Source organism: Bradyrhizobium sp. Ken01 (genome assembly GCF_055807355.1).
This window is the reverse complement of sequence record NZ_JBVVPC010000014.1, coordinates 97,605-124,064: the sequence shown is the minus strand read 5'-3', so window position 1 is coordinate 124,064 and position 26,460 is coordinate 97,605. Positions and strand designations below refer to the sequence as shown.

Below are 26,460 nucleotides of genomic sequence, written 5' to 3'. Positions count from 1 at the left end.
GGAGTGGAGGAGAAGTGCCTGTGAAAAAAGGGGGGGCGGGCCGCCACACGGCCGTCACATCGATGTCGCGATCGGGCACGCCTGTGGCGCGGGACGGCCGAACCTCGAAGCGGACAAGCCTTGTCCGATTCCGCGACACAGTCCTCCAAACGGAGGGGCTGGGACGACCGGGGCGCCGCTAGGCCGCGGCCGCCTGTGCCGACAACAGCTGCTTCAACTTCGCCGCCGGCACGGCAGGGCTGAACAGCCAGCCCTGCATCTGGCTGCATCCGAGCTCGAGCAGCACCGCGCGCTGCGCTTCGGTCTCGACGCCTTCGGCGGTCGTCGCCATGTGGCGGGCGGCGGCCATGTGCACCACCGCCTGTACGATCGGCGAGGAATCTTCGGGTTCGCCGATGTCGCTGATGAAGCTGCGGTCGATCTTGATCTTGTCGAACGGGAAACGATGCAAATAGCTCAGGGACGAATAGCCGGTGCCGAAATCGTCGAGCGCGATGCGCACCCCGAGTTCGCGCAGCTGCTGCAGGATCGTCAGCGCCTCCTGGTCGTCGCGGATCAGGACGGTCTCGGTGATCTCGAGCTCGAGCCGTCCGGGCGCGAGACCCGACTCGGCGAGCGCGGCTGCGACCTTGAGCGCCAGTGTCCGCGAGCGGAACTGCACCGGTGAGACGTTGACAGCGATCTGGATCTGGCCGGGCCAGGAGGCGGCCTCGAGGCAGGCCTGCCTCAGCACCCATTCGCCGATCTCGCCTATCAATCCGGTCTCTTCCGCGACCGGGATGAAGTCGGCGGGCGACACCATGCCGCGTTCCGGATGGTGCCAGCGCAGCAGCGCTTCGCAGCCGGTGACGACGTTGGCCGCGAGATCGACCAGCGGCTGGTAGTGCACCTCGAATTCGCCGCGAGCCAGCGCTTGGCGCAGATCGAACTCGAGCTGGCGGCGCAGCCGCGCCTTGGCGTCGTATTCGGGCGCGAAGACGCGGAAGGTGCGGCGACCCTCGGATTTCGCCGCATACATCGCGAGATCCGCGCGCTTGAGCAGATCGTCGAGATTGTCGCCGTGGTCGGGTGCGATCGCGATGCCGATGCTGGCATCGGTCGGAATTTCCTGGCCGTTGCAATCCACGGGCGCGCGCAGCGCCTTCAGGATCTGCTCGGCGAGCGCCGTCAGCGCGGCCTCATCGCTTGTGCCGGCCTTGACGATGGCGAATTCGTCGCCGCCCAGCCGTGCGACCATGTCGTTGCCGCTGACGCAGGCGCGCAGGCGGTTCGCGACCTGGCGCAGCAGCTCGTCGCCGACCTCGTGTCCGAGCGAATCGTTGACGCCCTTGAACTCGTCGACGTCGATATAGAGGATCGCGAACGGCTTGCCCTGGGCAAGCTCCGCGACGCGCCGCTCCAGATGGCCGCGCATCAGCACGCGGTTGGGCAGGTCGGTCAGCGCGTCGTAATGCGCCATATGGGCGATGCGCTCGTCGGCGCGAATGCGCTCGGTGACGTCGTCATGGGTCGCGAGCCAGCCGCCGGCGGCGCCGGGCTGGTTCTTGATCTCGATCAGGCGGCCATCGGAGGTCTCGACGATCGTGCTCTGCGTCTCCCCGGCATTGCCCAAAATGCTGTCGCAATAGGAATCGACATCGCCGTGGAACGAGCCGGTGTCATGGCGGTGCTGGATCACTTGGCGGAAATAAGTGCCGGGCTTCACCACATCGGCGGATAGCCCATACATCTCGATGTAGCGCCGGTTGCAGACGATCAGCCGCTCGTCCTGGTCGAACATCAGGAGGCCCTGCGTCATCGTGTTCATCGCGGTGTCGAGCTGCTGCTTCTCCACGGCGAGCCGGCGCGTCATCTGGCGGAAGATGAAATAGAGCGTCAGCACGAGCAGGCCGATCGAGAGCACGGCAACGGTCACGAAGAATTTGGTTTGCGTGTGCCATGTGGCCAGCGTCGCGTCCAGCGACTTGGTCGCGACCACGACCAGCGGCTCGCCGGTCAGGAGGCGCGCGGCGACGATGCGATCCTTGCCGTCGATCGGGCTTGCGAGCTGAGTCGTGACGAAGGTGCGCTCGAACACTGCCATCTGCTCGGGCGTGCCGTTGCGGAAGTTCTGCCCGATCATCGCGTCGACATGCGGAATGCGCGCGAGCAACTGGCCGTTCTGGTGATGCATCGCGATCGAGAAATCCTCGCCGAGTCCGCTCGAGGCGAAGAAGGATTCGAGCTGGTCCGGCGCGATCGCACGCGAGACCAATCCGAGGAATTCGCCGTGGGGACCGGAGACGCGGCGCGCGAACACGATGGCCGGTCCGCTGCCCAGCCGTCCGGGCACGACCTCGACCTCTTCCTGCGAAGCCGGATCGTTCTTGAGGCGATTGAAATAGCCGCGGTCGGCGACCGAAACATCGGCGACCGGCCAGCGCCGCGACGAGTTGATCAGCACGCCCCTGGCGTCGAACACGTTGGCGCCGGCGACGTCCGACCAGCCGCTGGCCTTGGCGCGCAGCACTTCGTGCACGGCGAGCGTGCCCATCTCGCTGCGGAAGACATCGGCGGATTCGATGCCATGGCTTTCGAGCTCGGCGATGATGCTCTTCTGCAGCACCGCGAAGTCCTCGAACTCGCGGTCGAAATGGCGGGCGAGCAACCGGACCGCGCTCTCCACGCTGTCACGGCCGCTCTCGATTGCATTCTGCCGAAAGCGGTCGACGGTGAGCGCGGTGCCCACAGCCATTGCGGCCATCAGCACGAAGCCGCCTGCGATCAGCCATGTCAGCGGCGCGCCGCGCCAACGGCGCAGCAACGCGCGCATGCGCGCGCTCCATCGGATCGATGTGCCCATGCAGCCCTCCCGTGGGATGCAAGATGCGGCAAAACCGACAAGAGCGCGTTACCAGTAAGGGTTAGGAAAACATGAATCGGAATGGAATCAGAGGGTTGGGGTTCCCGCGGGTTCCATCGCGATCAGCGCCGGACCTCCCATCTCAACGCCTCCGCGTTGATCTTGGCGAACACCGCCGGCACGTCGAAGCGCCCAGTCGTGAGATCGTAGCGGCAGTGCCAGCCGCCTAGGCCCTTCATGACGGTATTCCTGGGGTGCTTGTCGTATTCGCCCGCGAGCGAGATCACGAGATAGCGGTTCTCGGGCTGTTCCACGCCGAATCCGCGATAGGCCTCTTCGCTGCCTTGCATGAGATGAGCCGAGATATGGAAGTCGAGTTTGGCGAACCGCTTCGTCTCCGGCCGGCCGTAGAAATAGGCCCAGGCGAGATCGCCGAGCGACTTCTTTTTCGTCGCGCTGACGAAGGCGCCGTTCTCGAGATGATAGAGAAAGAGATCCTGCTCGCCGGAGCCGGTCTTCTGCATCCGCATCAGCCATTGCGAGTCGGGTGTCCAACGGAAGCCGGCCCCATAGCCCTGTTCGGGCTTCAGCTCCGTCATCTGTCCACCACGCCTCGCCCAGGCCTGCCATTTGACGTCGAAATCTCCACTGTCCTTCATGTACTGCTCGATCGCCGTGGTGCCGTCGGGCGAGGTGAAGGCGAGATCGGCATTGTCGGTGAGGATGTAATCCGGCGGCGGGCCGGACGCGGCGAGTCCCGGAGTTGCGGCCAGGATGAGGGCAAGCACCAGCCCAAGTACCGGCAATTGTGCGGGACGGTAAAATGCGGTCACGGTAAAAATTCCTCGAGAAAAATGCCCCGGTGCGGCCTCGATCATTTGACGCCGGCGGGCCTGCGCTGGTTCATCCCCGACGCCGGCTCATCATCCTATCGACCGTCTTGCTGCCGTGGCCAAAACGGCGCAACTTGCCGGCTCGATTGATTTGCAGGTTCTTCCAAATCAAGGTTCTTCCTGATCAAGGTTCGTTTCCGATGGTGACCGCAACCAAGGCCTTCATTGCATTCTGTCTGCTCGCGGTGGGCGGCGCCGTGCTGGTGATCGGCCCCACCGAGCTGCGTCGCCTGCTGCCGATGGGGGCGAAGACCGACATCGCCGCCAAGCCGGAACCCAAGGTCGAGCCCAAGGTCGAACCCAAGCCGGAACAGCCCAAGCTCGCCGCTGTCGCGGCGCCGGCACCAGCTGCATCTCCGGCGCCGCCCCCCGAGTCGAAGGCGGGTGCACTGGCCGAGACGCAAAAGCAGGTCACGGCCGCGCTTGCCGATCTTGCACCGGTCAAGCCGCCGTCGGCGGTTGCCGATATCGGCCCCCGTTTCGACGTGGCGCGCGTCGACGATCACGGCGAGGCGGCGGTGATCGCGGGCCGGGCGACGCCGGGCGCCAAGGTCGAGCTGCTGCGCGACGGCAAGCCGCTCGACACGGTGGTGGCGGATGCGTCGGGCCAGTTCGTGATAACGCCGCCGCAGCTTCCCGCCGGTTCCTATGAGCTGACCTTGCGGGCGAAATCGCCTGACGGCACCGTCACGCAATCCGGCCGCAGCATGCCGGTGACGATCGCCGAAGCCGCACCGCCGCCCGCGCGCCCTGTTCCGGTCGCGCGGCAAGAGACGAAGCAGGAAGCGAAGGCCGAGAAGCCCGACGACAAGTCGGATGCCGTGGCATCAGTATCGGATAGGCCCGCGGCCCGGCCCCGAATGATGGGCGCACCGAAACCCAAGGGCGCGTCGGGGGGCATGGCGCGGGCGCCCGCGGCCACGACCGTCGCATCGGCATCGCCGGCCGAAATCGTCGGCGGTGCACCGGCGGAAACGGGCGGCAGCCGGGTGATCTCCCGCGGCGACAGCCTGTGGGCGCTCAGCCGGCTCGCTTACGGCGACGGCGCGCGCTTTGCCGTGATCTACAACGCCAATCGCGCCAAGATCCACAATCCCAATCTGATCTATCCCGGCCAGACCTTCGTGGTGCCGCAGAAGGCGGAGTAACACCGCATCGGCTCTGCCGGGGCGCGTTGCGACGCTTTGCCCTGTGCGCTTCCGGAACATTTGGTTCCCTCGAGCGTCATTGTGATGCGACGCGATGCGTGCTTGGCGCCGGAGGAGGGCCAAGGTGGACAGGTCAGTGGTCATGTCGAGATCACGCTTGGGGCTCAGGCCAAGGCTGGGGCTGGCGCTATCAGGCGCAACCCTGGTGATTCTGGCGGTGCTGTTGCCGGGTCGCGCCGAGGCGCAGTTCGGCTTCCGCGGCGGTCCGCTCGGTGTCGCGCGCTTTGCCGTCGGCCACATGATCGGCATGTCGCGCCTGCGCCATGCCCGGATGGCGGTGCGGGGCGGCCGATACCGCTCCGCAGCATTGAGGTCGCAAGATCCCCGCGGTGTTGAACGAGGGCAGCCTGCCAATCCTTACGTCATGCGTGCAGCGATGACGGCGCAAGCCGCGCTGTCCGGCTGGCGTGGCGGCCGCCGTCCGCAGGGCTGGTGGCGCCACCCCGACGGCAGCTACGGCTGGGTCGGCCCGGTGTTCTGGCCGTTCGCGCATGACGATCTCACCACTGCAATCATCCTCGGCGATACGACCAGCCTCTCGCTCTATGGCTATGGCGACATCTATGCCGCGATCTTCGCGCCTTATGCGGCCACCGAGCTCGCCGCCTACACCGCGCCGCACGGCCGGCGCGGACGGCGAGTCCCGACCGCGGAGACGGTCTGCGATGCCAGCGACACCGGCGGACTGCCGGTCGATCGCATCGCCGCTATCGTGCAGCCGAATGAATTGCAGCGCACAGCGCTCGACGAACTCGCGACCGCCTGGCTGTCCGCGCGCGACACCATCCGCGCTGCCTGTCCGACGCAGGTCCCCGCGACAGCCATGGAGCGCCTCGGCCTGATGCGCGAGCGCATCGAGGCCATGATCAAGGCCACGGACGCCGTCGCACCCGCGCTGGCAAAATTCGTCGACCTCCTCGACGGCGACCAGAAGGCCAAACTCGATGGCCTGGCCAAGGACCGTCGCGCCGCGCTCGCAGCGGTCCAGCAAAAGAATCCGCAGGCGGCATCGGCCTGCCAGGCGGACAGCGATCCCCGCTACGACGAGAAGCTGCAGCGCCAATATGAGCAGCTCGTGCAGCAGCAATGGCCCGCGGCCGAGATCGCCTCCACGCTCAAGCTCGACGACACCGGCCGCGCCCGCCTCGACGTGCTCCAGGACACCACGCTGCGCACCATGGAAACGCTCAGCGCCTGTCCGTCACAGGCGGCAGCGACACCACAGGCCCGCCTCACCGCCGTGAAGGCGCGGCTGGAGACGATGCTGCAAGCGGTGAACGGCGTCAGCGACGCGCTCGATGATTTCGAGGCGGATCTGAGCGACGAGCAGAAGGCGGGGTTCGAGGCGATGGGGCCGAAGCGCGGGGTGTGATCACCCGCACGCCCACTCCAACTTCATGTCCTTGAAGTCGAGCTGCGCGTTGCCGCCGCCGAAATTATAGCCGCCGAAATATTCCTCGAACTCGACGTAGAACGGGCTCATCTCCGGCACCGCCTGGCAGGGTCGCATGGTGCCGCCGAGATGGTTGTGGGCGTGGTCCTTGCTCCAATCGTGCAAGCGGAAATTGTCGCGGCTCGGCACGCCGCCGGCATAATGGTAATAGGGCTGATAGCCGCTCGGCGGGTTGCGCGGGAAGTGCGGGTCCTGCGGGGCCTTGCCGGCATTGGGATCGGTCGCGCGCGGCATCAAGGCGATCGCGAGATTCTCCGCCAGATCGGCGCGCGGAGGGCGTGCGAACATCTTCTGCGCGAACGGCGGGGCGGATTCGAAGAAAGCGCTGGCGCCGCCGACATCGAGCCAGCGCGGCCGCTCCGCCGTCACAAGCGCAAGCGGTGCCGGCGGCGTCGCGAACGCGCCCTCATACTCACGCTTCGTCAACAGCAGCGCGGCATATTCGTAGTCAAGGATGTCAGTCATGCGCGAGAGCCGCGGATGCGAGGGGCGCGCCTGCACCGCCTCGCGAATTTCGGGATCGTCGGGCGCCCCGCCGTCATTGTGATCGGACGCCGTGGCAAAGAACGACACCGCGACGATGTCCTCGCCGTGCACGCGATAATCGTCCGGCAGTTTTAGCGTGAAGCCGTGCATCAGCGGAAACCCGGTGACGGGATCAAGCGGCCATTGCTCGCTGCTGATGCCCGGCGGCAGACCATAGACCCAACCGTGATCACGCGCGTGATCGGCGGGCCGGTCCAGCATCTGCAAATCATACGCACGCGAAGGCAAGGCAAACGCCACAGGTCGTCTCCATCCGAACGCCTCGACGCGGAGGCGATCGTTAGTCGCGACGATGAGAGATGTGGTTCGCGGGGATGCTGCCATCCTGCCGGTGTTTTGCCCGACGAGTCAAACCGCTTCCGGTCATTTTCGGCGCCGCGTAACCCATTGATCTTGCAGGCCCCGGCTACTGTGCATGGGGTTCTTTTCGCACTTTTGTTTTGGCTACCCGCGCCGCCTTGCTGCGGCGGCATCCACGACGTTCTCGACCTCCTCGCGCCACGACAGGATCTCCATCGCGAGCACGGGGTGGTTAAAACCCTTGAGCACGAGATCGTCGAGCGCGCGGGCTTCGACCCAGGGCTCGACCATGCCGTAGACGCGGCGGCTGACGACGACCTGGCCGGCCTTGGCTTCGTCGCAGAGGCGGGAGGAGAGATTGGTGACGCTGCCGATCGCGGCATATTCGAGCCGCTGCTCGAAGCCGATCTGGCCGAGCGTGGCGTAGCCCATGGCGACGCCGACGCCGAAGCCGAGCGAGTGGCCGCGGTTCTTCCATTTCTCGGTCAATTGGCCGATCACATCGCGCATCTCGACCGCCATCTTCACCGCGCGCTTGGTGTGGTCGGCAAATTGAATCGGCGCGTTGAACAGGATCATGACGCCGTCGCCGGCGAAGCGGTCGAGCGTGCCTTCATAGCGGTGGATCAGCTCGCCGAGCGCGGCGTGATATTCGCGCAGCACGTTCATCGCCTCTTCCGGCTCGGTCGCCTCCGTGAACGAGGTGAAGCCGCGCAAATCGCAGAACACGACGGTGACCTCGCGGCGATGGCTGTCGAGCAGCGCGTCGTGGCCGTCGGACGAGGCGATCAGCTGCGCGACTTGCGGCGCGAGGAAACGTTCGAGCCGCTTGATGCGGCCGATCTCGCCGAGTTGTTTCTCGACCCGCTCTTCCAGCGAACGGTTCCAGTTGCGGAGTTGCTCCGTTTGCTCCTGGAGCTTGGCGGCCTGCTGCTGCACGGTTTCGTGCGCAGCCGCGAGCTCGCGGCCCTTGTGGTCGACCTCGGTGAACAGCCGCGCATTGCGCATCGCCAGCACGGCCTGGTTGGCGAAGGTGCGCATCAGGCCAATGATGCTTGGGGCGAACTCGCCGTTGGCGCGGCGCAGCACCACCAGCGAGCCGAGCGTGCCCTGCTGGTCGACCAGCGGCACCACCAGCACCGAATGGAAGCCGGCATCGACCGCGACGTCGCGCAGCGGCTGCTCGGAGGCCTGGTCGAGATCGGCAATCGCGATCGGTTCGCCGCTCCCGGCCGCATCGCTCAGGATATTCTCGCCTTCGTCGATCGTGACATGGGCGCCGTCGGCGGATTTGTCGATGCCGTTGGCCTCGACCAGATTGAAGCGGCGCACCTCGGCGTCATAGCCGTAGATCAGCACCGCGTCGGCATGGGTGATCTCGATCGCACGCGCGGCGATGGTCGGCAGCACGGCGTTGAGATCGAGCGAGGCGGCGACCGCGCGGCCGACCTCTTCCAGCACCTTGAGCTCGTTGATCGACTGCGCGAGATCGCGGGTGCGCTCCTCGACCTTGGTCTCCAGGTCCGAATAGGTCTCCTGGATCTGGTCGGCCATGCGGTTGAACTGGCCGGCGAGATCTTCCAGCTCGTCCGCGGTGTGGACCTCGATGCGATGGCTGAAATCGCCCTCGCCGAGCTTGTGCGCGCCGTCGCGCAGCGCCGTGATCGGAATGATCATGCGGCGCGCCAGAAGCGTGCCGGCGAGGATCGCGACCAGAAGGCCCATGCCGATCAAAAGCGCGATGCGCACCAGCTGGTCGCGGATCGGCATCAGGGCTTGCGTGGTCGGCTGCTCGAACAACACGCTCCAGCCGAGCTTCGGCACAGTGCTCGCCGCGCTCATCACTGCATGGCCGTTGAAGTCGGTGCCCGAATTGTCGGGCTCGTGGCCCGGTGCGACCGCGGCCGCAACCTGCGGCAGCTTCGAGAGGTCCTTGCCGATCTCGGGCCCCTTCGAGGACGTCGCCAGCACGCGGCCGCGCGGATCGACCACATAGGCGAAGGCGGCCTTGCCGACCTGTGCGTCGGAGAGGTACTCGGAGAGAAAGCTGAGATCGAGCTCGGCCACGGTGACGCCGGCGTTGAAACCGGAATGCGCCACCGAGATTGACATGAACGGCGTCCGGTCGGAGAACCAGGCCGGCGCGTAGCTGACGCCGCGGGCGACCGTGTCGGTGAAGCGCATGTCGCGGGAGAGATCGGCATTGCTGCCGGTCGTGGTCGACTGGCGCGAGACGCGCAGCACCTCGCGGCCGTCGCCGTTGAGCTGGAACAGCTGAGTGACGACCGAGACCTGGTGCAGCAGCTGGGCGTAGTCGGCGCGGCGCTTCTCGAGCGTGTCCTGGCTCGCCCGCGTCACCCAGCTGATCTGGCGCTCGAGTTCGGAGATCGACTGCTCGATCCTCCGCGCGGCAGCCTGCGCCTTGTCCTCGAGACCGTCGGTCAGCTGTGTCTTGGTGGCGCGGTAGGAGATCCAGCTCTCCATCGCGCCGTTGACGGCGAGCACGAACACGACGAGGCCGACGAGGGAGACGACATATTTGGCGAACAGACCCTCGCGCAGAAACCGTGTCTTGTCGTTCGCTCCTGCCATCCCGATCCTCTCGCGCCGCCATCGGCGCCGGCGCTACGGGCCGCACGGACCCTGCGAGCCTTCTAGCACAATTTGGTCCAGGGGACTGTGAAGGGAGCCGGCCGAGCAGCCGGCGTGGTTACCCGCCGTGGTTACTTCCCTTGGACGCTGGGCAGGCGGAAGCATGGTGAATTGTCGCAGTCTCATCCGTTTGGAGGAAGCCGCGGCCGGGGACGCCGATGTAAGGGGATGGCCTTGGCAAGGGAGGGCTGGGAGTCCAGCGCTTTGGTCCTGCAATCATCGATTAAAGAGCTGCCGCAGCACGTCGTTCATCGGCTGGCTGTCCTGCTGCGCCGCCGGCGGGTCCTCCAGGCCGGAGGGCGCTGGCGAGGCTTGCGGCATCAATGTGGATGGCGCTGCAGGCAGGCTGCGGCTGCGGCCGGTGGCAGTGCCTGTGCCGGTGGCAGTCCCAGTGCCGTTTCCCGCGCCACCGGAAAGTCCCTGCTGGATCAGATTGCCGATCGCCTCGCCCAAGGGGCCGCCGAGCGGGTTGTTCTGTCCGGGCTGCTGGGTTTGCGGATTGGCATTGCCGGCCGCATTGCCGCCACCCGGCGCGGTGGCTCCCCCGAGGCCAAGGCTTCCCAGAATATTGCCGAGCCCGGCCCCATCAGCGCCGAACAACCCCTTGCCCATCTCACGGAGCTTGGCATAGGCGGCGTCCGGATTGTCCAGCATGCCGGCCATGTCGGGATAGATCCGCGGCTGCGACCAGGTGCCCTGGATCATCACGGGGATGCCGAAGCCGACCGGCTCGGCGGAGCGGCCCTGGCCTTCGGTCGTCATCACCAGCTTCGGCTCGACGCGAAAGCCCATCATCTTGGTGTCGAGTGCGACCGTGCCGGCGCCGGTCACGCGGACCAGCGGTCCGGTCAGGCTGAGATCGGTGGTCACCGCCTGGCCCTTGTCGATCCGGAACGACGCCGAGAGCTGCGACAAATCCGTGCTCTGCTCCCGACTGTTGTCCTGGTTTGCCTGCCAGCCGGACAGCGTGCCCGATGTCAGCGAGCGGATCATCTGTGCGACGTTGATGCCGCGAATGGCGCCGTCCTGGAAATTGACGAAGGCCGTGCCCTGCATGTTCGCCATCAGCGCGCGCTGGCTGGTGCCGGCGCTGCGCAGTGCGAGCTTGGCCTGCAGCTTGCCGTCGATCCGGTCGAATTCGGCGAGGCCCTGCAGCAGCGGCAGCGCGCGCACGCCGGCGAGGTCGGAATGCATGGCAAAGCTCGGCGCGCCGCTGGTCGCATCCAGGATCAATTCGCCCGAGACCTGGCCGCCATAGGCGCCGAGATTGGCGGTGCCGGCCTTCAGCACGCCGCCGGCGAGTTTTGCATCGACCGCCAGCGGCGCGAGCCGTGCCTCGCCGATCACCGCCTCATGCGCGGAGATCCTGATTTGCGCATCGACATAGTTGAGTCCGGAGACGTCGATCGGCGCATCGCTCCAGGGCTGCCCGGACGCGCCTTCCGGCGATTTCGCCAGCGGAATCGCGAGCCGCTGGAAGTCGAGATCGACCTTGACCAGAGGCTTGCTCGCGATATCGACCGAGGCCCAGCCGTTGAACGCGCCATCGCCGAGCGTGCCACTCACGCCGTTGATCATCACGACGTCACCGCTCAGCCGCATCTCGGCATGACCCGCGAGCCGGGACTTCAGTACGTCCGGCATGTCGATGGCGAAATCCACCGGAATGGTCGGCCGGTCGGCCGGCGGCGCCGGCGTGGTTGCCTTGATGTCGAATTTGGTCGGATGCTCGCCGACCCGTGCGGTGCCGGTGATATTGATCTTGCGATCACGGCCAACGATCGCATCGGCATTGATGGCGCTGATGCGGCTCTCGACGCGATCGCGCACGCGCGCGAATGCGATCTCGCCATCGGTGACCTTGATGCGGTCGATGGCGGCGCCGTCGGTATCGAGCGCGACCGGCTTCGACGTGCCGCCGGCATTCGGCAGGCGCTCGCGCAGCAGCGGCTGGTAGAGTACGGGATGGGTGACGACGAGTTCGCTGATCTTCGGGCGGCCCGACCAGACGCTCGAGAGCGACATGTCGGCCTGCACGCTGTCGATGGTCAGGCGCGCGATGCCGCTGCGGTCCTTGGGGTCGGCAAGCGTGAGGTCGTTCAGCGTCACGTTCAGCGTCGGCCACAGGCTGATTCTGGTGGTGCCATCGATCGACAGGCGATAGCCGGTCGCGCTCTCGACCCGCGAGGCAATCCTCGACGTCAGGAAGCCCGAGGGAATCCCGACCACGAGCAGGAGTGCGATCACGATGACGATTGCGGCCACCGCCGCGCCGGCGAATTTCACGGCTCTCATGTCGACTTTCCAGCGGCGAGCGATCGGCGTCGAATCCGGCACATGACCGTCATTTCCACCCGTCCTTTGCGCCTGAGTTTATCCCGGGACGGGAAGCGGCTCCAAGCACGTAAAAATAGTCTGGGGGTGCTGCAAAGTTATGTGACTTATGGCACACTTCCCCGGCGCGGTTTTACGCGATCCTGATGTTGATGGTTCCAAGCGATTTGCCAACGAAATTCACAAGGACATTGAAATGAGCAAGCAGGCCGAATTTGCGGTCATCCTCAAGATGAATGCGATGTTCGCCGATCTCGGCGCAGACGAGCTCCAGCGGCTGGCGAATCTCTGCCACACTCAGCATCTGGGGAATGGCGAGGTGCTGTTCCAGAAGGGCGACGCGGGCGATGCGCTGTTCGGCGTGCGCCGAGGCCAGGTCCGCATCGAGACCGGCGCCTCCGACGGCAGCCGCCTCACGCTGAACTTCATGGGGCCCGGCGACCTGTTCGGCGAGGTTGCGGTGCTGGACGGCCAGAGCCGCACTGCGGACGCGACCGCGGGCGAAGCCAGCGAGCTGTTCGTGCTGCGGCGCGAAGACTTTCTCGCTTTCCTCGAACGCGAGCCGAAGGTCGGGATCAAGATCATCGCGCTGCTGTGCCAGCGCATCCGCTGGCAGAGCGAGCGCATGGAAGAGTCCATGCTCCAGCCGCTGCCGGTTCGCCTCGCGCGGCGCCTCTGCGCGCTCGCCGCCGATTTCGGCTCGGAGGTGCACATTTCGCAGGAGCAACTCGGTGTCTTCGTCGGCGCCGCCCGCGAGAGCGTCAACCGCCAGCTTCAGGCCTGGCGCAAGGAAGCGATCCTCGATCTCCAGCGCGGCCGCATCCTGCTGCGGAACATGACCAAGCTGACGGCGATCGCGCGCAACGAGTAGGGGCGTCAGGTCCGTGCCTCACGGCCATGCCAGATTCTCGTAATGAGAATATCGCCTGTCTCGGGAGCGATGACATATCGCAAGATGTAACCTGACGAGCCGAAGCGGATGATGATTTGGCGGATGACGGCATCCTCAGTCGGTTTGCCCAGCGCCGGCAATTCCGGCAGCCGATCGATTGCCTTCCAGATCGAGGCCAAGGCGCGCTTCGCGGCGCCAGGATTAACAGTATCGAGGAATGTTCGCAGCCGCTCGATGTCTTCGACCGCGGCTGGCGAAAGGTGGATCATTTCACCTTGCGCGGCTGGGGACGGGGCAGCTCGTCTGCCGAATCCCAGCTTGCCACCCACGTTTTAACGGCGTCGAGTGGCACAGCTAGACCGGTGCGATTGAAATCATCGTAACGACTGCGGTCCTCTGCGAGGTCTGGACTAGAAACGTCGATCATTGAATCGAGCAATGCGACGGCCTCTGCGAGAACCGTTGCGACGTCCTTTCCTCGCTCGGACGCGATCTCCCGGAGACGGGCATCGGTGTCGGCGTCGATCTCAAGCGTTCGGCTTATGAGGTTCATTCCCGAAAGATAGCACTTCACTTACCGATGTCGAGCCCGAGATCTGGAGGCAATAGCTACTCCGCCGCAGGATGCACGATGTTCTTCGGCCGCGGCATTGCTTCGGCCGGCGCAGCCCCGTGATGACCGGCGCCCTCCGCATCTTCGCTGTGCACGACCAGCCGCTTGGCGAAGCGCCAGATCAGGGCGCCGAGATCGTCCATCACCATGAACATCGCGGGCACGAACACCAGCGACAGGATAGTCGAGAAGATTAGGCCGCCGATCACCGCGAGCGCCATCGGCGAGCGGAACTCGCCGCCCGCACCGACCGCGAGCGCGCTCGGCATCATGCCCGCGGCCATCGCGATCGTGGTCATCACGATCGGGCGTGCGCGTTTCATGCCTGCGTCGATCATGGCCTCTTCGCGCGGTGTGCCGGCGTGAATGGACTCGATGGCGAATTCCACCAGCATGATCGCATTCTTGGTGACGATGCCCATCAGCATCAGAATGCCGATCCACACCGGTGTCGTGAGCTGCTTGCCGGTGACCAGCAGGGCCGCGATCGCGCCGCCGATCGAGAGCGGCAGCGAGAATAGGATGGTGATCGGCTGCAGGAAGGTGCCGAACAACAGCACCAGCACGGCGTAGACCATCATCAGGCCCGCCGTGATCGCGGTGGCAAAGCCTTCGGACAGTTCGTTCAGGCTTTCGGCATCGCCGGAGGGTGAGACCTTCACGCCCTTCGGCCGGCTCTTCATGACCGGCAGGTCGTAGATCTTCTTGGTGGCGTCGCCGAGCGCGGCGGAGCCGACGAGGTCGGCCGCGACGGTCGCCTGTCGTTCGCGATCGTAGCGGTTGATGCTGGTCGGACCCTGGTCGAGCTTGACGTCGGCGATGACGGAGAGCGGCACGCCGCCCTTCTCGCCATGCTCGCCGAGCGGCACGCGCAACTGTTCGAGCGTCTTCAGATTGCCGCGCGCGGCATCCTCGAGCTGCACGCGGATCGGCACCAGACGGTCGCCGACGTCGAACTTGGCGAGCGCGGGGCCGACGTCGCCGATGGTGGCGACGCGGATGGTCTGCGACAGGCTTTCGGTCGAGACGCCGAGCCGTGCGGCGAGATCGGCGCGCGGTTCGACGCGCAGCTCGGGCCGCTCCAGCGTGGTTTCCGAGATCACGTTGGAGATGGTGGGAATCCGCTTCATCTGCGTCGCGAGCTCGCTGGCGACGTTGTTGACGATGTTGGCGTCTGCGCCGGTCACGACCAGCGAGATGGCGCGCAGGCCGTTCTCGTCGAGGAACCAGAAGCGGATGTCCGGAATGTTCTCCAGCTCCTGGCTGATCGAGAATTCGAGCTCGCGCTGGGTGATGTCGCGGCTGTCCTTGGGCGTGTAGTTGATGATCAAGGCGGCGCGCCGGACTTCCTGGGTCCCCGGTGGAACGCGGCCGCCGTCGACGAAGATGCTCTTCACCTCGGGCCGCTTGCGCAGGCGCGCGACGATGTCTTCAGTGACTTTTTCGGTGTAGGCGAGCTGCGTGCCCGGCGGCAGCTCGAGGGCAACCAGCGAGCGCGAGCTGTCCTGCGCCGGCAGGAAACCCTGCGGCAGCAGCGTGATGCTCCAGATCGAGGCAGCGAAGACGCCGAAGCCGGCCAGCACCGTGATGAAATAGTGCTTCACCGACCAGGCCACGAGCCTGTGATAGGACCGCAGCACGCGGCCGGGCGGCGGCTCTTGGTGATTGCCATGTTTGAGGAAGTAGGCGGCGAGCACCGGCGTGACGAAGCGCGCCGCGAGGAGCGAGAAGAACACCTGCACCGAGACGGTGATGCCGAACTGCTTGAAGAACTGTCCGGCGATGCCCGACATGAAGCTCGCGGGTGCGAAGATCGCGATGATCGTCAGCGAGATCGCGATCACCGCGAGGCCGATCTCGTCGGCGGCTTCGAGGGCAGCACGATAGGGCGATTTGCCCATGTTCATGTGCCTGACGATGTTCTCGATCTCGACGATGGCGTCGTCGACCAGAATACCGGTCGACAGCGTAATGGCGAGGAAGCTGACGAGGTTGAGCGAGAAGCCGAGCAGGTCCATCGCCCAGAACGCCGGGAAGATCGACAACGGCAGCGAGATCGCGGCGATGATGGTGGCGCGCAGGTCGCGCAGGAACAACAACACGATGACGACGGCGAGGATCGCGCCTTCGAACAGGGTCGAGATCGCCGCGTGGTAATTGCCGTTGGTATATTCAACCGAGGTGTCGATCACCTTCAGGTCGACGTCGGGATAGGTGGCCTTGAGCGTGTCGATGCGCTTCTGCACGGCCTCGGCGACCTTCACGTCGCTGGCACCCTTGGAGCGCTTGATGCCGAGCGCGACGATCGGCTCGCCGTTGAAGCGGGCGAAGGTGCGGCGGTCTGCGATGGTGTCGGTCACGGTGCCGAGATCGTCGAGCCGGACCTCGCCGCCGCCGAACAGCGGAATCATGGTGCCGGCGAGATCGCTCAACGTCTTGGCGCCGGCGAGGGTGCGGATCGCCTGGTCGTTCTTGCCGATCTCGGCACGGCCGCCGGCGACGTCGACATTGGTGCCGCGCAGGCTCTGGCTGACATTGACGGCCGTCAGCCCCATCGACTGCAGGCGGTCGGGATCGAGCGAGACCAGGATCTCGCGCTCGACACCGCCGATGCGCTCGACCTGGGCGACGCCGCGCACGCCCTGCAGCGCGCGCTTGACCACGTCGTCGACGAAATAGGAGAGCTGCTCCGGCGTCTTTCCGGGCGAGATGGCGGCGTAGGTGACGATCGGCAGGCCGATGACGTCGACGCGCTGAATCAGCGGCTCGGTGACGTTCTGCGGCAGGTTCGAGCGCACGCGCGTCACCGCGTCCTTGACGTCGTTGAGCGCGCGGTCGGTGTTGGTTTCCAGCGCGAACTGGATCGTCGTCACCGACAAGCCGTCGGTGATCTGCGAGGTGATGTGCCTGACGCCTTCGACACCGGATACGGCGTCTTCAACCGTCTTGGTGACCTGGGATTCGAGCTCGGCGGGTGCCGCGCCGAATTGCGATACCGCGACCGAGATCACGGGAATGTCGGCCGAGGGTAGCCGCGTCACTGCGAGCTTGGTGAACGACACCCAGCCGAGGATCAGGAGGATGATCGAAAAAACCACCGACGGCAGCGGATTGCGGATCGACCATGCCGAGATATTGAGAGCCATCAGCGTACCCGCGTGCGATCGAGTTCATCAGCGAACATGGTCTTGATCTGGTCGCCGTCATGCAGCGAAGAGCCGGCGTCGGCGACGACGATCTCGCCGACGTTGAGGCCTTCCAGGATTTCCGTCGCGCTGTCCGATGACAGCCCGACCCGTACCTTGCGCGTCTCGACAATGTTGCCCTTGACGACCTGCACGGTGAGATGGTCGATCGCGGTCTTGGGAACCGCGACGCCGCAGCTTCGCTTGGCGTCGATCGAGGCGCGGGCGAACACGCCGACTTTCAGCGAGGGATTGTTGGTGACGCTGATGCGCACGCGGCCGAGCTGGGTGGCGCGATCGATTTCGGGCGCGACCAGCCTGACTCGCCCGATCAGATCGGGCGCGTCGTCGCGGCTGATGCGCACGGTCGCGCCGGAGCTGAGCTTGGCCATGTGCACAGCAGGCACCTGCGCGTCCAGCTCGATCTCGTTGTTGACGGCGATGCGGAACATCGGGCCGGCCTGCGGCGAGGCCGGCGCGCCGACGATGGTGCGGACCTCCGTGACGAGGCCCGGCGCAGAGGCTTTCAGCGAGACCGGACCTTGCGGGCCGGGCCGCTGCGGCTGGCCCGGGATCTGGGGCGGCGCGGTCAGGCGCGCCAGCTCCTGATTGTCCGTGACGAGGGTGCCCTCGGTGACGAAGAGGTCGGTGACCCTGGATCCCTCCTGGTCGGCGATGACCACGGCTTCGCGGCGCGGCACGAAGAAGCCGGTCACCCGGACCAGGTCCGAGAAGCAGGCATTGGTCGACTTGGTCACGATGACCAGCGCCTCGCTCGGGGTTTCCTTGGGCTCGGCCCGGTGCCGGTGCTCGAACAGATAATAGCCGACGCCGAGCGCGACGACGAAGACCACCGTTCCGGCCGGCTTGAGATATTGGGAGAGGTTCATTGCCGGATCGTCCTGGCCTGGCTCACGGCCATCCGCGCGCGGCCCATGAAGAGCGTTTCCCTGAAATAAAGCAGCGTCCCGCAAGCCTGCGGGACGCGCGCTGGAAGCGAGACTTTACACCACATCACGACTTGTCACTTCAAAGGATTACGTCGTGCTCACTTCGATGCGGTGGTCTTGTTTTCCATGTTGACGACCTGCACGCGACGATTGACCTCCGCCATCGGCTGGGCCGGGTCCTTCAGCTTGCTCTTGCCGTAGCCGACGGTGACGAGGTCGGTCGCGGAGATGCTGTATTTGTCGACCAAATAGCGCTTGATCGAATCCGCGCGGCGCTCCGACAGATCCTGATTATAGCTCTCGCCGCCGGCGGCGTCAGTATGCCCGGCGACCACGAAGGTCGAGCCTTTCAGGTCGGGGCTGGTCAGCGCGCGGCCGAGCGCCTGGACCGAGGCAAGTGATTTGGCGCTGATATTGGCCGAGTTGTAGTCGAACGTGATTTCCAGATCGATGTTCGGCTTGTCCTTGGCCGCCGACGCGATTTCTTCGCGCTCGGTCGATGACAGCGACCGTGTCGAGCGGCCGCGCACGGACTGGATCAGCTTGGTCTCCGTCGCACTTGGTGCGGGATCGGCCTGCGGAGCGATCGAGAGGCCGCGGGTCAGCGGCTTCTTCGACGGCGGCGCCAGCGCGCGGACGATCTCGTCCTCGGTGACGTTCTTGCTGTTGCCGTCGTCGCCCGCGAATGCCAGCGGGATCGTCAGCGACAGCGCGGCGCTAACGGTGATGATGGACAGGATTGCGGTAAGTCCCTTTGCAGCCAATCTCATAGCCAGTCCCTCCTGCGCAGCCAGCTGGCGCGGTTCGAAAATCCTGCAGTAAGCCGCCCCGTAAAGGGGCCGTCGCGGGTTCGAGGCACATCGGCCCCGGTTCAAAAAAATATCAACGCACTCCGTAGCTTGCGAATTCCTGAACAATGTTCGGGTCCATTGCCTTGGCATTGGCGATGTCGAGTGCACCTTCCTGGGCCGAGCCGTTGCGCTGCTTGGCGATCCCGCGTCCGAACAGCGAGGAGGTCAGGCGCGGATTGATCCTCAGGGCAGCCTCGAAATCGGCGATGGCGTTCTTCACCGCCCCCGATTTCAGATTGACGAGCCCCCGGCTGTCCAGCGCGTCGACGAAGTTCGGTCGCAGCCGCAGGGCCTCGTTGCAATCCTTCAGCGCGCCCTGGAGGTCGCCGACCACGGTGCGGGTCCAGCAGCGATTGTTCAGGGCCTCGACGTCCTTCGGGTTGATCCGGAGCGTCTCGTCAAAATCCTTGATGGCCAGGCTGTAGGCGCCCTTGCTGGCATAGACCTGGCCGCGCCGGTAAAGCGCGTTCACGTCGTCCGGATTGGCCGCGATCTTGGCGGTCAGCCCCTTGATCGTGGGGTCCTCGGCCAGCACGGCCGCACTCGGCCCGCTCTCCATGCTCGGAGCGGTGACGGGATCGGCCGGAATGACAGGCGGTGGCGGCGGCGGTGCCGGCGGCAAGGCAGCCTCGACCTGCGGCTTCGGTGACGGAGCCGGTGCTGCCACTGTGTCGGCCGGTTTCGGCGGCACAGGTGGTGGCGCGGGCGGAGCCGGCGGCGGGTTGTTGGCGACGACCGGCGGCGGCGCGGGAGGCGCAGGTGGTGGCGTCGTTGTCGGGCGCGAGCCGCCGGCCCCCGGAATGAACGAGAAATCCTCGGCCAGTGACGACGAGATCCACGGCACCTGCTCGCCCCTGGAGGCACGGGTGACGCCCATCTTGGTGCGGTTCAGCGTCTCCTCGGCCATCAGGTCGGGGACGCGGATTTCCTTGAGGAGTTCCTGGACGAACAGGCTGTGCTCGCCGCCGGCGTCCGAGACCACCGAGGCCAGCGCCGCCGAATACATCACCAGGGTGCCGTTCGGCGCGATGACGGGGGTGAGGCCAGCCGAGAAGCTGCGGAACCGGCGCTCGAACGGGTTGCGCCTGGAGGCATCGACCAGCGCGATCTTGACGCCGGCGCCGCGGGTGTTGAGCTCGCCGAGCACGGTTTCGAGGCTGATGCCGTCGCGCCGCACGTCGGATTCGGTCCAGATCTGCGCATCGATCGGCAGCAAATAGCTCTGCCGCGCGGACTGGATGCCGAAGCCGCTGAAGAACACCAGTGCCACCGACCCCGGCTTGATCTTGCCGTAGAGCTTGTCGAAGGCGCGGCGCATGCCGTCGCCGGTCAGGTTCTCACCGGTCTCGACGGAAAAGCCGTCGCGCTTGAGCTCGTCGGCGACATCGCGCGCGTCGTTGAGCGGTTCCTTCAGGGGAGCGTCGGCGTCCGGATATTTGGCATTGCCGATGACCAGCGCAAAGCGATCGCCGGCCGCCAGTGACGGAGCGGTCGGGATGAGCGACACGAGCAAGGACAGAACGAAAAGCAGGCGAATTTTCATAATTAGCGCGATCCAGCCAAAAAGGCGCCGTTTCCAGCTTGCGCCGCGGCGACCTTAACTTACGCAATGTGCATTATCAAACCGGGGAACGGGGGCGTCAACCGCTTGCGGATTCGGCGCTATCGCGACAATTGACCGCGACACTTGGGCACCTTGCGGGGGGAATAAACGGGCGGTCACGATTGCACGCGATGCATTCTGGTTGTCATTGCGGCTGCACGTTAGGGCAGCCGTGGCGACAACAATGTGATTGGTCTCACATTGCGGACGGGCTTCCTTCGCAACCTCCGGTGTTTGACCTTTGCGGTGGACGATGGCTTGGTGCGGTCGATCGCCCTGAAGGTGCATCCACAAAAGAGCAAGATCAAAACCATGGGAAACGCCTACGAAATCTACGCCCTGCGCTATGCGACGATGTCGCCGCGCACCCCCAATATGAACTTCCTCGCGCCCGACCCGCATGACAGCGCGGCGCAGGACCTCGACTATTTCGTCTGGCTGATCCGCGGCAACGGGCGCGACATCCTGGTCGATACCGGCTTCAATGCCGAGGAAGCGTCCGCGCGGGCGCGCAAGCTGACGCTCAATCCGGTCGATGCGCTGGAGCGCTTTGGTGTCGCGGCAGCGAGCATTCGCGACATCATCGTGACGCATCTGCATTACGACCATGCCGGCAATCTCGACCGCTTCCCGAACGCGCGCTTCCATCTCCAGGAGCGCGAGATGGCCTACGCGACGGGGCGCTGCATGTGCAACGGACTGCTGCGACATCCGTTCTCGGTCGAGCACGTCACCCAGATGGTCCGCCATGTCTATGGCGAGCGCGTCAATTTCTATTCCGGCGACGGCGAGGTCGCGCCCGGCGTGACCGTGCACCGCGTCGGCGGCCATTCGGACGGCCTGCAGGTGGTCAAGGTCGAGACTGCACGCGGGCCCGTCGTGCTTGCGTCCGACGCCGCGCATTATTACGCCAATCTCCAGCGCCGCAGCCCGTTCCCGATCGTCTATAATGTCGGTGACATGGCGGTTGGCTGGGAGACGATCGAGCGTCTCGCCGGCCATCCTGACCGGTTCATTCCCGGGCATGATCCGATCGTGACGGAGATCTATCCGCGCGCCAGCGACCACGGCGATGTCTGGGCGCTGCATTTGCCGCCGTCGCGATCGTTTGCGAAGTGATCAATACGCCTGCTTGGCGTCGGCCTCTTCGCTGGTCTGGATCAGGTCGAGGCTCTGTTCGATCTTGCCGAGCAGCGTCGATAGCTGTTTGCGTTCGTGCGCAGAGAGGCAGGCGAGAATCTCGTCTTCCCGTCGCAGCAATTGCGGAAACAGTTCCTCGTAGAGCGTGCGGCCTTTCCTCGTCAGTCGGAGGCGGAATTCGCGGCGGTCGGCTTCGTTCTCGACGCGCTCGATCAAGGCCTGTTGCAGCAACATGGTCACCGCGCGGCTGATGGTGGATTTGTGCGTGCGGGTGCATTGCGCGACGTACTGCGCGCTGCAGGCATCGTTGCGGAAGCCGAGCGTCGCGATCACACGCCAGGCCGGGATGTCGAGGCCGTGACGTTCCTGATATTCGACCGAAAGCGCGGCGCTGACCTCCGCCGCGAGCCGGTTGAGGCGGAACGGCACGAACCTGAACAGGTCCAGCCGCGTTTTTGGCCGCGCTGAAGCCTCATCGGCCTCGCGTGTCTTCAGCGCGATGTCGCTGGATGTCCTCGCCAAGGATAGCGCTCCGAATTCCAGTTGACGGCCGGCCGGCTCCGGTCCAAAATAGTTGCACGTGAGACTATTAGCAGATCAGGCCTCTCCTGACCAGAGCCGAGGTTAGCGCATGGCGAAGGCCAATACGCATCAGGCCAAAACCCAGTTCGGCTATCGCCGCCACCCCGATCAGGATCGTCCCGGCCAGAGCGCGGCCGAGCATCCCGTGGTGATCGTCGGTGCGGGCCCGGTCGGGCTGTCGCTGGCGATTGACCTTGCCCAGCGCGGCCAGCGCATCGTCCTTCTGGATGATGCCGACCGCATCGGAGAGGGCTCGCGCGCGATCTGCTTCTCGAAACGTTCGCTGGAATATTGGGACCGGCTCGGCGTCGGCGACCGCATGGTCGAGAAGGGCGTGGTCTGGAGCGTCGGCCGCATCTTCCACGGCGAGCAGCAGCTCTACCAGTTCAATCTGCTGCCGGACGACGGTCACAAGCGGCCGGCCTTCATCAATCTCCAGCAATATTACGCCGAAGCCTATCTGGTCGACCGCATCAGCGAGCTGCCCGAGATCAACCTGCGCTGGCGCAACAAGGTGACGGCGCTGGAGAGCCGCAACGATTCCGTCGCGCTGACGATCGAGACGCCGGAGGGCGCCTATCGCCTGCGCGCGCAATATGTCGTCGCCTGCGACGGCGCGCGCTCGTCGCTGCGGCAGATGGTGGGCGCCGACTTTGCGGGACAGGTGTTCGAGGACCAGTTCCTGATCGCCGACGTCAAGATGACCGCGGAATTCCCAACCGAGCGCTGGTTCTGGTTCGATCCGCCGTTTCATGCGGGGCGCTCGGCGTTGTTGCACCGACAGCCCGATGATGTCTGGCGCATCGACCTCCAGCTCAATCGCTATGCCGACCCCATCGTCGAGAAGAAGCCGGAGAACGTGCGGCCGCGGATTGCGCGCATGCTCGGCCATGACAAGTTCGAGTTCGAGTGGATCTCGCTCTACAAATTCCAGTGTCGGCGGATGGACCGCTTCGTCCACGGCCGCGTGATTTTTGCAGGCGATTCCGCACACCAAGTCTCGCCGTTCGGCGCGCGCGGCGCCAATTCGGGACTCGAGGACGCCGAGAATCTCTCGTGGAAGCTCGACCGCGTGCTGCGCGGCGCCTCACCCGCGAGCCTGCTCGAGAGCTATCATGTCGAGCGCAGTCTGGCGGCCGACGAGAACATCCGCGAGTCCACCCGCTCGACCGATTTCATGGCGCCGAACTCGCATCAGGAGGCGCGACTGCGCAAGGCGGTGCTGTCGCTGGCCAAGGAAACGGAATTCGGCAAGCGCATGGTCAATGGCGGGCGGCTCTCGGTCCCGTGCAGCTATGACTCGCCACTGTCATCGCCGGATGCGGACGCCTGGCGCGGTGGACCGCTCCCGGGTTGTTCGATGCTCGATGCTCCCGTTGCGACACGCGCGGGCGAGCAAGCCTATTTGACGGATGCATTCCGGCAGGGCGGAACGGAGTTCACGTTGCTGTCGTTCAGCAATGGCACGGCGATTGAGGCGCCCGTTGGTGTGAAGGACATCTGCATCGGCGGTGAGGACGGGCTCGCAGATCCGGCGGGGCTCACCGCAAAGCGCTATGATGCGGAACCAGGCTCAGCCTACCTACTCAGGCCGGACGGCTACGTTGCGGCGCGCTTCCGTCACCCCACGCGCGCTGGCGTCGCGGCAGCGCTGTCACGCGCCCAAGGCTTGAATTGAATTGAGGATTCGCATGCCGCTCTCGACCAGCTCCAACTTCGCGCGGCCCGACGACGCCTTTCGCGCCATCGTGGAGGCGCATCGGGGCTTCACCGACGAGCAAAGCGCCGATTTCGACGCGGCGCTGGTGCTGATCCTTGCCAACCATATCGGCGATATCGACGTGCTGCGGGAGGCGATCCTGCTCGCCAAGCGGCGCATGATCGATGGCCAGCAGCAACAGCAACAGCAACAACAATAATAACCCAGTGACTTGAAGGATGAACTGATGGCGAAGAACTTCGCATCCACCGGCGACCTCTCCGAGAAGAAAATCACCTTCTCCGAGATCGGCACCGATCTCTACGCCTTTACCGCGGAGGGCGATCCGAACACAGCGATCATCGTCGGCGACGACGGCTGCCTGGTGTTCGACGCGCAATCGACGCCGGCGATGGCCAACAAGGTGATCGAGCGCGTCCGTACCGTCACCGACAAGCCGATCAAATATGTCGTGCTATCGCATTATCACGCCGTGCGCGTGCTCGGTGCATCCGCCTACAAGGCGCAGGGTATCGTCGCCTCGCAGGAGACCCATCGCCTGATCGAAGAGCGTGGCCAGCAGGATTGGGATTCCGAGTATGGCCGCTTTCCGCGCCTGTTTCAGGACGCATCGAGCATTCCCGGCCTGACCTGGCCGACGCTGACCTTCGAAGGCGAGATGTCGATCTATCTCGGCAAGCGCGAGGTGCGGCTGATGCAGCTTGGCGCCGGCCACACCTCCGGCGACATCGTCGCCTGGGTGCCCGATGCCGAGGTGATGTTCTCCGGCGACCTGATCGAATATCACTCGGCCTGCTATTGTGGTGACGCGCATTTGCGCGAATGGCCGCTGACGCTGAACGAAATCCGCAACTTCAATCCCAAGGCGATCGCGCCGGGTCGCGGCGATGCGCTCAAGGGTGTCGCCACGGTGCGTGAAGCCATCGCGATGACGCGCGACTTCGTCACCTCGCTCTACGGCGCCGCCGAAATCTCGGTCGCCAAGGGCCGCACGCTGAAGGAATCGATGGCCGCGACGCGCGAGGTGATGGATCCGAAATTTTCGAGTTTCGCCATCTACGAGCACTGTCTGCCGTTCAACGTGTCGCGCGCCTATGACGAGGCGTCGGGGATCGACGACCCCGTGATCTGGACCGACAAGCGCGACCAGGAGATGTGGGCGGCCCTGCAAGGAGGAGGATCATCATGAACATCAATACCTCGCCCGATCAGATCATTCGCAGCACGGCCCAGGTCACACCGGGCTACATGTCCGGGTTCGGCAACAGCTTCGAGACCGAAGCCCTGCCGGGCGCGCTGCCGATCGGACGCAACTCGCCGCAGCGCTGTGCCTACGGCCTCTATGCCGAGCAGCTCTCCGGCTCGCCCTTCACCGCGCCGCGCGGCAGCAATGAGCGCTCCTGGCTCTATCGCATTCGCCCGTCGGTGAAACATTCGGGCCGGTTCGAGAAGGCCGACGGCGGCCTGTGGCGTTCGGCACCGTGCCATGAAAACGATCTGCCGATCGCGCAATTGCGCTGGGATCCGGCGCCGATCCCAAAGGAGGATATGACTTTCCTGCAGGGCGTGCAGACCATGACCACCGCCGGTGACGTCAACACCCAGGCCGGCATGGCCGCCCATGTCTATCTCATCACCACGTCGATGGTGGACCAGCACTTCTACAATGCCGACGGCGAGCTGATGTTCGTGCTGCAGCAGGGCAATCTTCGCATCGTCACCGAGTTCGGCCGGATCGATGCCGAGCCCGGCGAGATCGTGGTGATCCCCCGCGGCGTCAAGTTCCGGGTGGAGATTCCGAACGGACCTGCGCGCGGCTATCTCTGCGAAAACTACGGCGGCGCCTTCACGCTGCCGGAGCGCGGGCCGATCGGCGCCAACTGCCTCGCCAATGCCCGCGACTTCCTGACACCGGTCGCGCACTACGAGGACAAGGACACGCCGACCGAGCTGTTCGTGAAATGGGGCGGCGCTCTGTTCAAGACCACGCTGCCCCACTCGCCGATCGACGTCGTCGCCTGGCACGGCAATTACGCGCCGTACAAATATGATCTGCGCAGCTTCTCTCCCGTAGGCGCGATCGGCTTCGATCATCCCGATCCCTCGATCTTCACCGTGCTGACCTCGCCGTCGGAGACAGCAGGCACTGCGAACATCGACTTTGTGATCTTCCCCGAGCGCTGGATGGTCGCCGACAACACTTTCCGCCCGCCGTGGTATCACATGAACATCATGAGCGAGTTCATGGGCCTGATCTACGGCGTCTACGACGCCAAGCCGCAAGGTTTCGTGCCGGGCGGCATGAGCCTGCACAATTGCATGCTGCCGCACGGCCCCGATCGCGATGCCTTCGAGCACGCCAGCAACGGCGAGCTGAAGCCGGTCAAGCTGACCGGCACGATGGCCTTCATGTTCGAGACCCGCTATGCGCAGCGCGTCACCGCGCACGCCGCGAATTCCGCGACGTTGCAGGACGACTACGCGGATTGCTGGAAGGGCCTGGAAAAGAGGTTCGACCCGAGCAAGCCGTAGCGTTCTTCCCCTCTCCCCTTGTGGGAGAGGGTGGCTCGCCGCGTAACGGCGAGACGGGTGAGGGGTCTGTCTCCGCGAACAAGCCTCTCTCATTCGGACACGCAGATGCAACCCCTCATCCGGCGCTTCGCGCCACCTTCTCCCGCAAGGGGAGAAGGAAAAAG

At 65.2% G+C, this 26,460-nt stretch carries 19 protein-coding genes; 8 read left to right on the top strand and 11 right to left on the bottom strand.

Annotated features, from left to right (window positions below):
* Positions 1–178 precede the first annotated feature (178 nt).
* Together AC0L3S_RS16290 and AC0L3S_RS16285 are read right to left on the bottom strand one after the other, a co-directional pair.
* Positions 179–2,842, bottom strand: a complete 2,664-nt coding sequence (locus AC0L3S_RS16290; RefSeq protein ID WP_473279844.1) for a bifunctional diguanylate cyclase/phosphodiesterase — start codon at positions 2,840–2,842, stop codon at positions 179–181.
* Between the two features lie 122 nt (positions 2,843–2,964).
* Positions 2,965–3,675, bottom strand: a complete 711-nt coding sequence (locus AC0L3S_RS16285) for a TolB-like translocation protein (protein ID WP_473279841.1) — start codon at positions 3,673–3,675, stop codon at positions 2,965–2,967.
* A gap of 200 nt (positions 3,676–3,875) precedes the next feature.
* Here AC0L3S_RS16285 and AC0L3S_RS16280 point away from each other — a divergent pair, with 200 nt between their 5' ends.
* Complete coding sequence (locus AC0L3S_RS16280; protein WP_473279839.1) at positions 3,876–4,883, top strand: LysM peptidoglycan-binding domain-containing protein; 1,008 nt, start codon at positions 3,876–3,878, stop codon at positions 4,881–4,883.
* Positions 4,884–5,025: 142 nt separating this feature from the next.
* Positions 5,026–6,315, top strand: a complete 1,290-nt coding sequence (locus tag AC0L3S_RS16275; protein WP_473279837.1) for a Spy/CpxP family protein refolding chaperone — start codon at positions 5,026–5,028, stop codon at positions 6,313–6,315.
* Here AC0L3S_RS16275 and AC0L3S_RS16270 read toward each other — a convergent pair whose 3' ends face one another.
* From AC0L3S_RS16270 to AC0L3S_RS16260, 3 genes are all read right to left on the bottom strand, one after another.
* A complete protein-coding gene (locus AC0L3S_RS16270; protein WP_473279835.1) occupies positions 6,316–7,143 on the bottom strand; it encodes a hypothetical protein in 828 nt (275 codons plus the stop codon).
* A 243-nt stretch (positions 7,144–7,386) separates the two neighbouring features.
* Positions 7,387–9,834, bottom strand: coding sequence for an adenylate/guanylate cyclase domain-containing protein (locus AC0L3S_RS16265; protein WP_473279833.1), 2,448 nt, complete (start codon positions 9,832–9,834; stop codon positions 7,387–7,389).
* A 276-nt stretch (positions 9,835–10,110) separates the two neighbouring features.
* On the bottom strand, positions 10,111–12,189 hold the full coding sequence (locus AC0L3S_RS16260; RefSeq protein WP_473279831.1) for an AsmA family protein: 2,079 nt from the start codon (positions 12,187–12,189) through the stop codon (positions 10,111–10,113).
* Between the two features lie 235 nt (positions 12,190–12,424).
* On the opposite strand from AC0L3S_RS16260, the gene AC0L3S_RS16255 reads away from it, so the two are divergent.
* Positions 12,425–13,099, top strand: a complete 675-nt coding sequence (locus tag AC0L3S_RS16255) for a Crp/Fnr family transcriptional regulator (RefSeq protein WP_007599026.1) — start codon at positions 12,425–12,427, stop codon at positions 13,097–13,099.
* A gap of 5 nt (positions 13,100–13,104) precedes the next feature.
* Here the strand turns inward: AC0L3S_RS16255 and AC0L3S_RS16250 are convergent, their stop codons facing one another.
* The 5 genes from AC0L3S_RS16250 to AC0L3S_RS16230 form a co-directional block, all read right to left on the bottom strand.
* Complete coding sequence (locus AC0L3S_RS16250; protein WP_473279828.1) at positions 13,105–13,449, bottom strand: type II toxin-antitoxin system RelE/ParE family toxin; 345 nt, start codon at positions 13,447–13,449, stop codon at positions 13,105–13,107.
* Between the two features lie 280 nt (positions 13,450–13,729).
* A complete protein-coding gene (locus AC0L3S_RS16245; RefSeq protein WP_473264179.1) occupies positions 13,730–16,879 on the bottom strand; it encodes an efflux RND transporter permease subunit in 3,150 nt (1,049 codons plus the stop codon).
* Entirely contained in the window at positions 16,879–17,808 is a 930-nt protein-coding gene (locus AC0L3S_RS16240) for an efflux RND transporter periplasmic adaptor subunit (protein WP_473279825.1), read from the bottom strand. Before AC0L3S_RS16240 ends, AC0L3S_RS16245 begins: the two co-directional genes overlap by 1 nt.
* A gap of 158 nt (positions 17,809–17,966) precedes the next feature.
* A complete protein-coding gene (locus AC0L3S_RS16235) occupies positions 17,967–18,638 on the bottom strand; it encodes an OmpA family protein (protein ID WP_473279823.1) in 672 nt (223 codons plus the stop codon).
* Positions 18,639–18,750: 112 nt separating this feature from the next.
* On the bottom strand, positions 18,751–20,262 hold the full coding sequence (locus tag AC0L3S_RS16230; protein WP_473264181.1) for a caspase family protein: 1,512 nt from the start codon (positions 20,260–20,262) through the stop codon (positions 18,751–18,753).
* A gap of 372 nt (positions 20,263–20,634) precedes the next feature.
* On the opposite strand from AC0L3S_RS16230, the gene AC0L3S_RS16225 reads away from it, so the two are divergent.
* Positions 20,635–21,441 carry an N-acyl homoserine lactonase family protein gene (locus AC0L3S_RS16225; RefSeq protein ID WP_473279820.1) on the top strand — a complete coding sequence of 269 codons (807 nt, stop codon included), beginning with the start codon at positions 20,635–20,637 and terminating at the stop codon, positions 21,439–21,441.
* Here AC0L3S_RS16225 and AC0L3S_RS16220 read toward each other — a convergent pair whose 3' ends face one another.
* Positions 21,442–21,984, bottom strand: coding sequence for a MarR family winged helix-turn-helix transcriptional regulator (locus tag AC0L3S_RS16220; RefSeq protein WP_473279818.1), 543 nt, complete (start codon positions 21,982–21,984; stop codon positions 21,442–21,444).
* Between the two features lie 109 nt (positions 21,985–22,093).
* On the opposite strand from AC0L3S_RS16220, the gene AC0L3S_RS16215 reads away from it, so the two are divergent.
* From AC0L3S_RS16215 to hmgA, 4 genes are read left to right on the top strand one after another with little or no spacing between them, the layout of a single operon-like run.
* Complete coding sequence (locus AC0L3S_RS16215) at positions 22,094–23,722, top strand: FAD-dependent oxidoreductase (RefSeq protein ID WP_473279816.1); 1,629 nt, start codon at positions 22,094–22,096, stop codon at positions 23,720–23,722.
* Between the two features lie 13 nt (positions 23,723–23,735).
* On the top strand, positions 23,736–23,963 hold the full coding sequence (locus tag AC0L3S_RS16210; RefSeq protein WP_247396352.1) for a DUF2783 domain-containing protein: 228 nt from the start codon (positions 23,736–23,738) through the stop codon (positions 23,961–23,963).
* Positions 23,964–23,990: 27 nt separating this feature from the next.
* On the top strand, positions 23,991–24,953 hold the full coding sequence (locus AC0L3S_RS16205) for an MBL fold metallo-hydrolase (protein WP_473279814.1): 963 nt from the start codon (positions 23,991–23,993) through the stop codon (positions 24,951–24,953).
* The gene (gene hmgA, locus AC0L3S_RS16200) at positions 24,950–26,296 is read left to right on the top strand and encodes a homogentisate 1,2-dioxygenase (protein ID WP_473279811.1); all 1,347 of its coding nucleotides are present in this window, start codon (positions 24,950–24,952) and stop codon (positions 26,294–26,296) included. The genes AC0L3S_RS16205 and hmgA overlap by 4 nt, the downstream gene beginning before the upstream one ends.
* Positions 26,297–26,460: the final 164 nt, after the last annotated feature.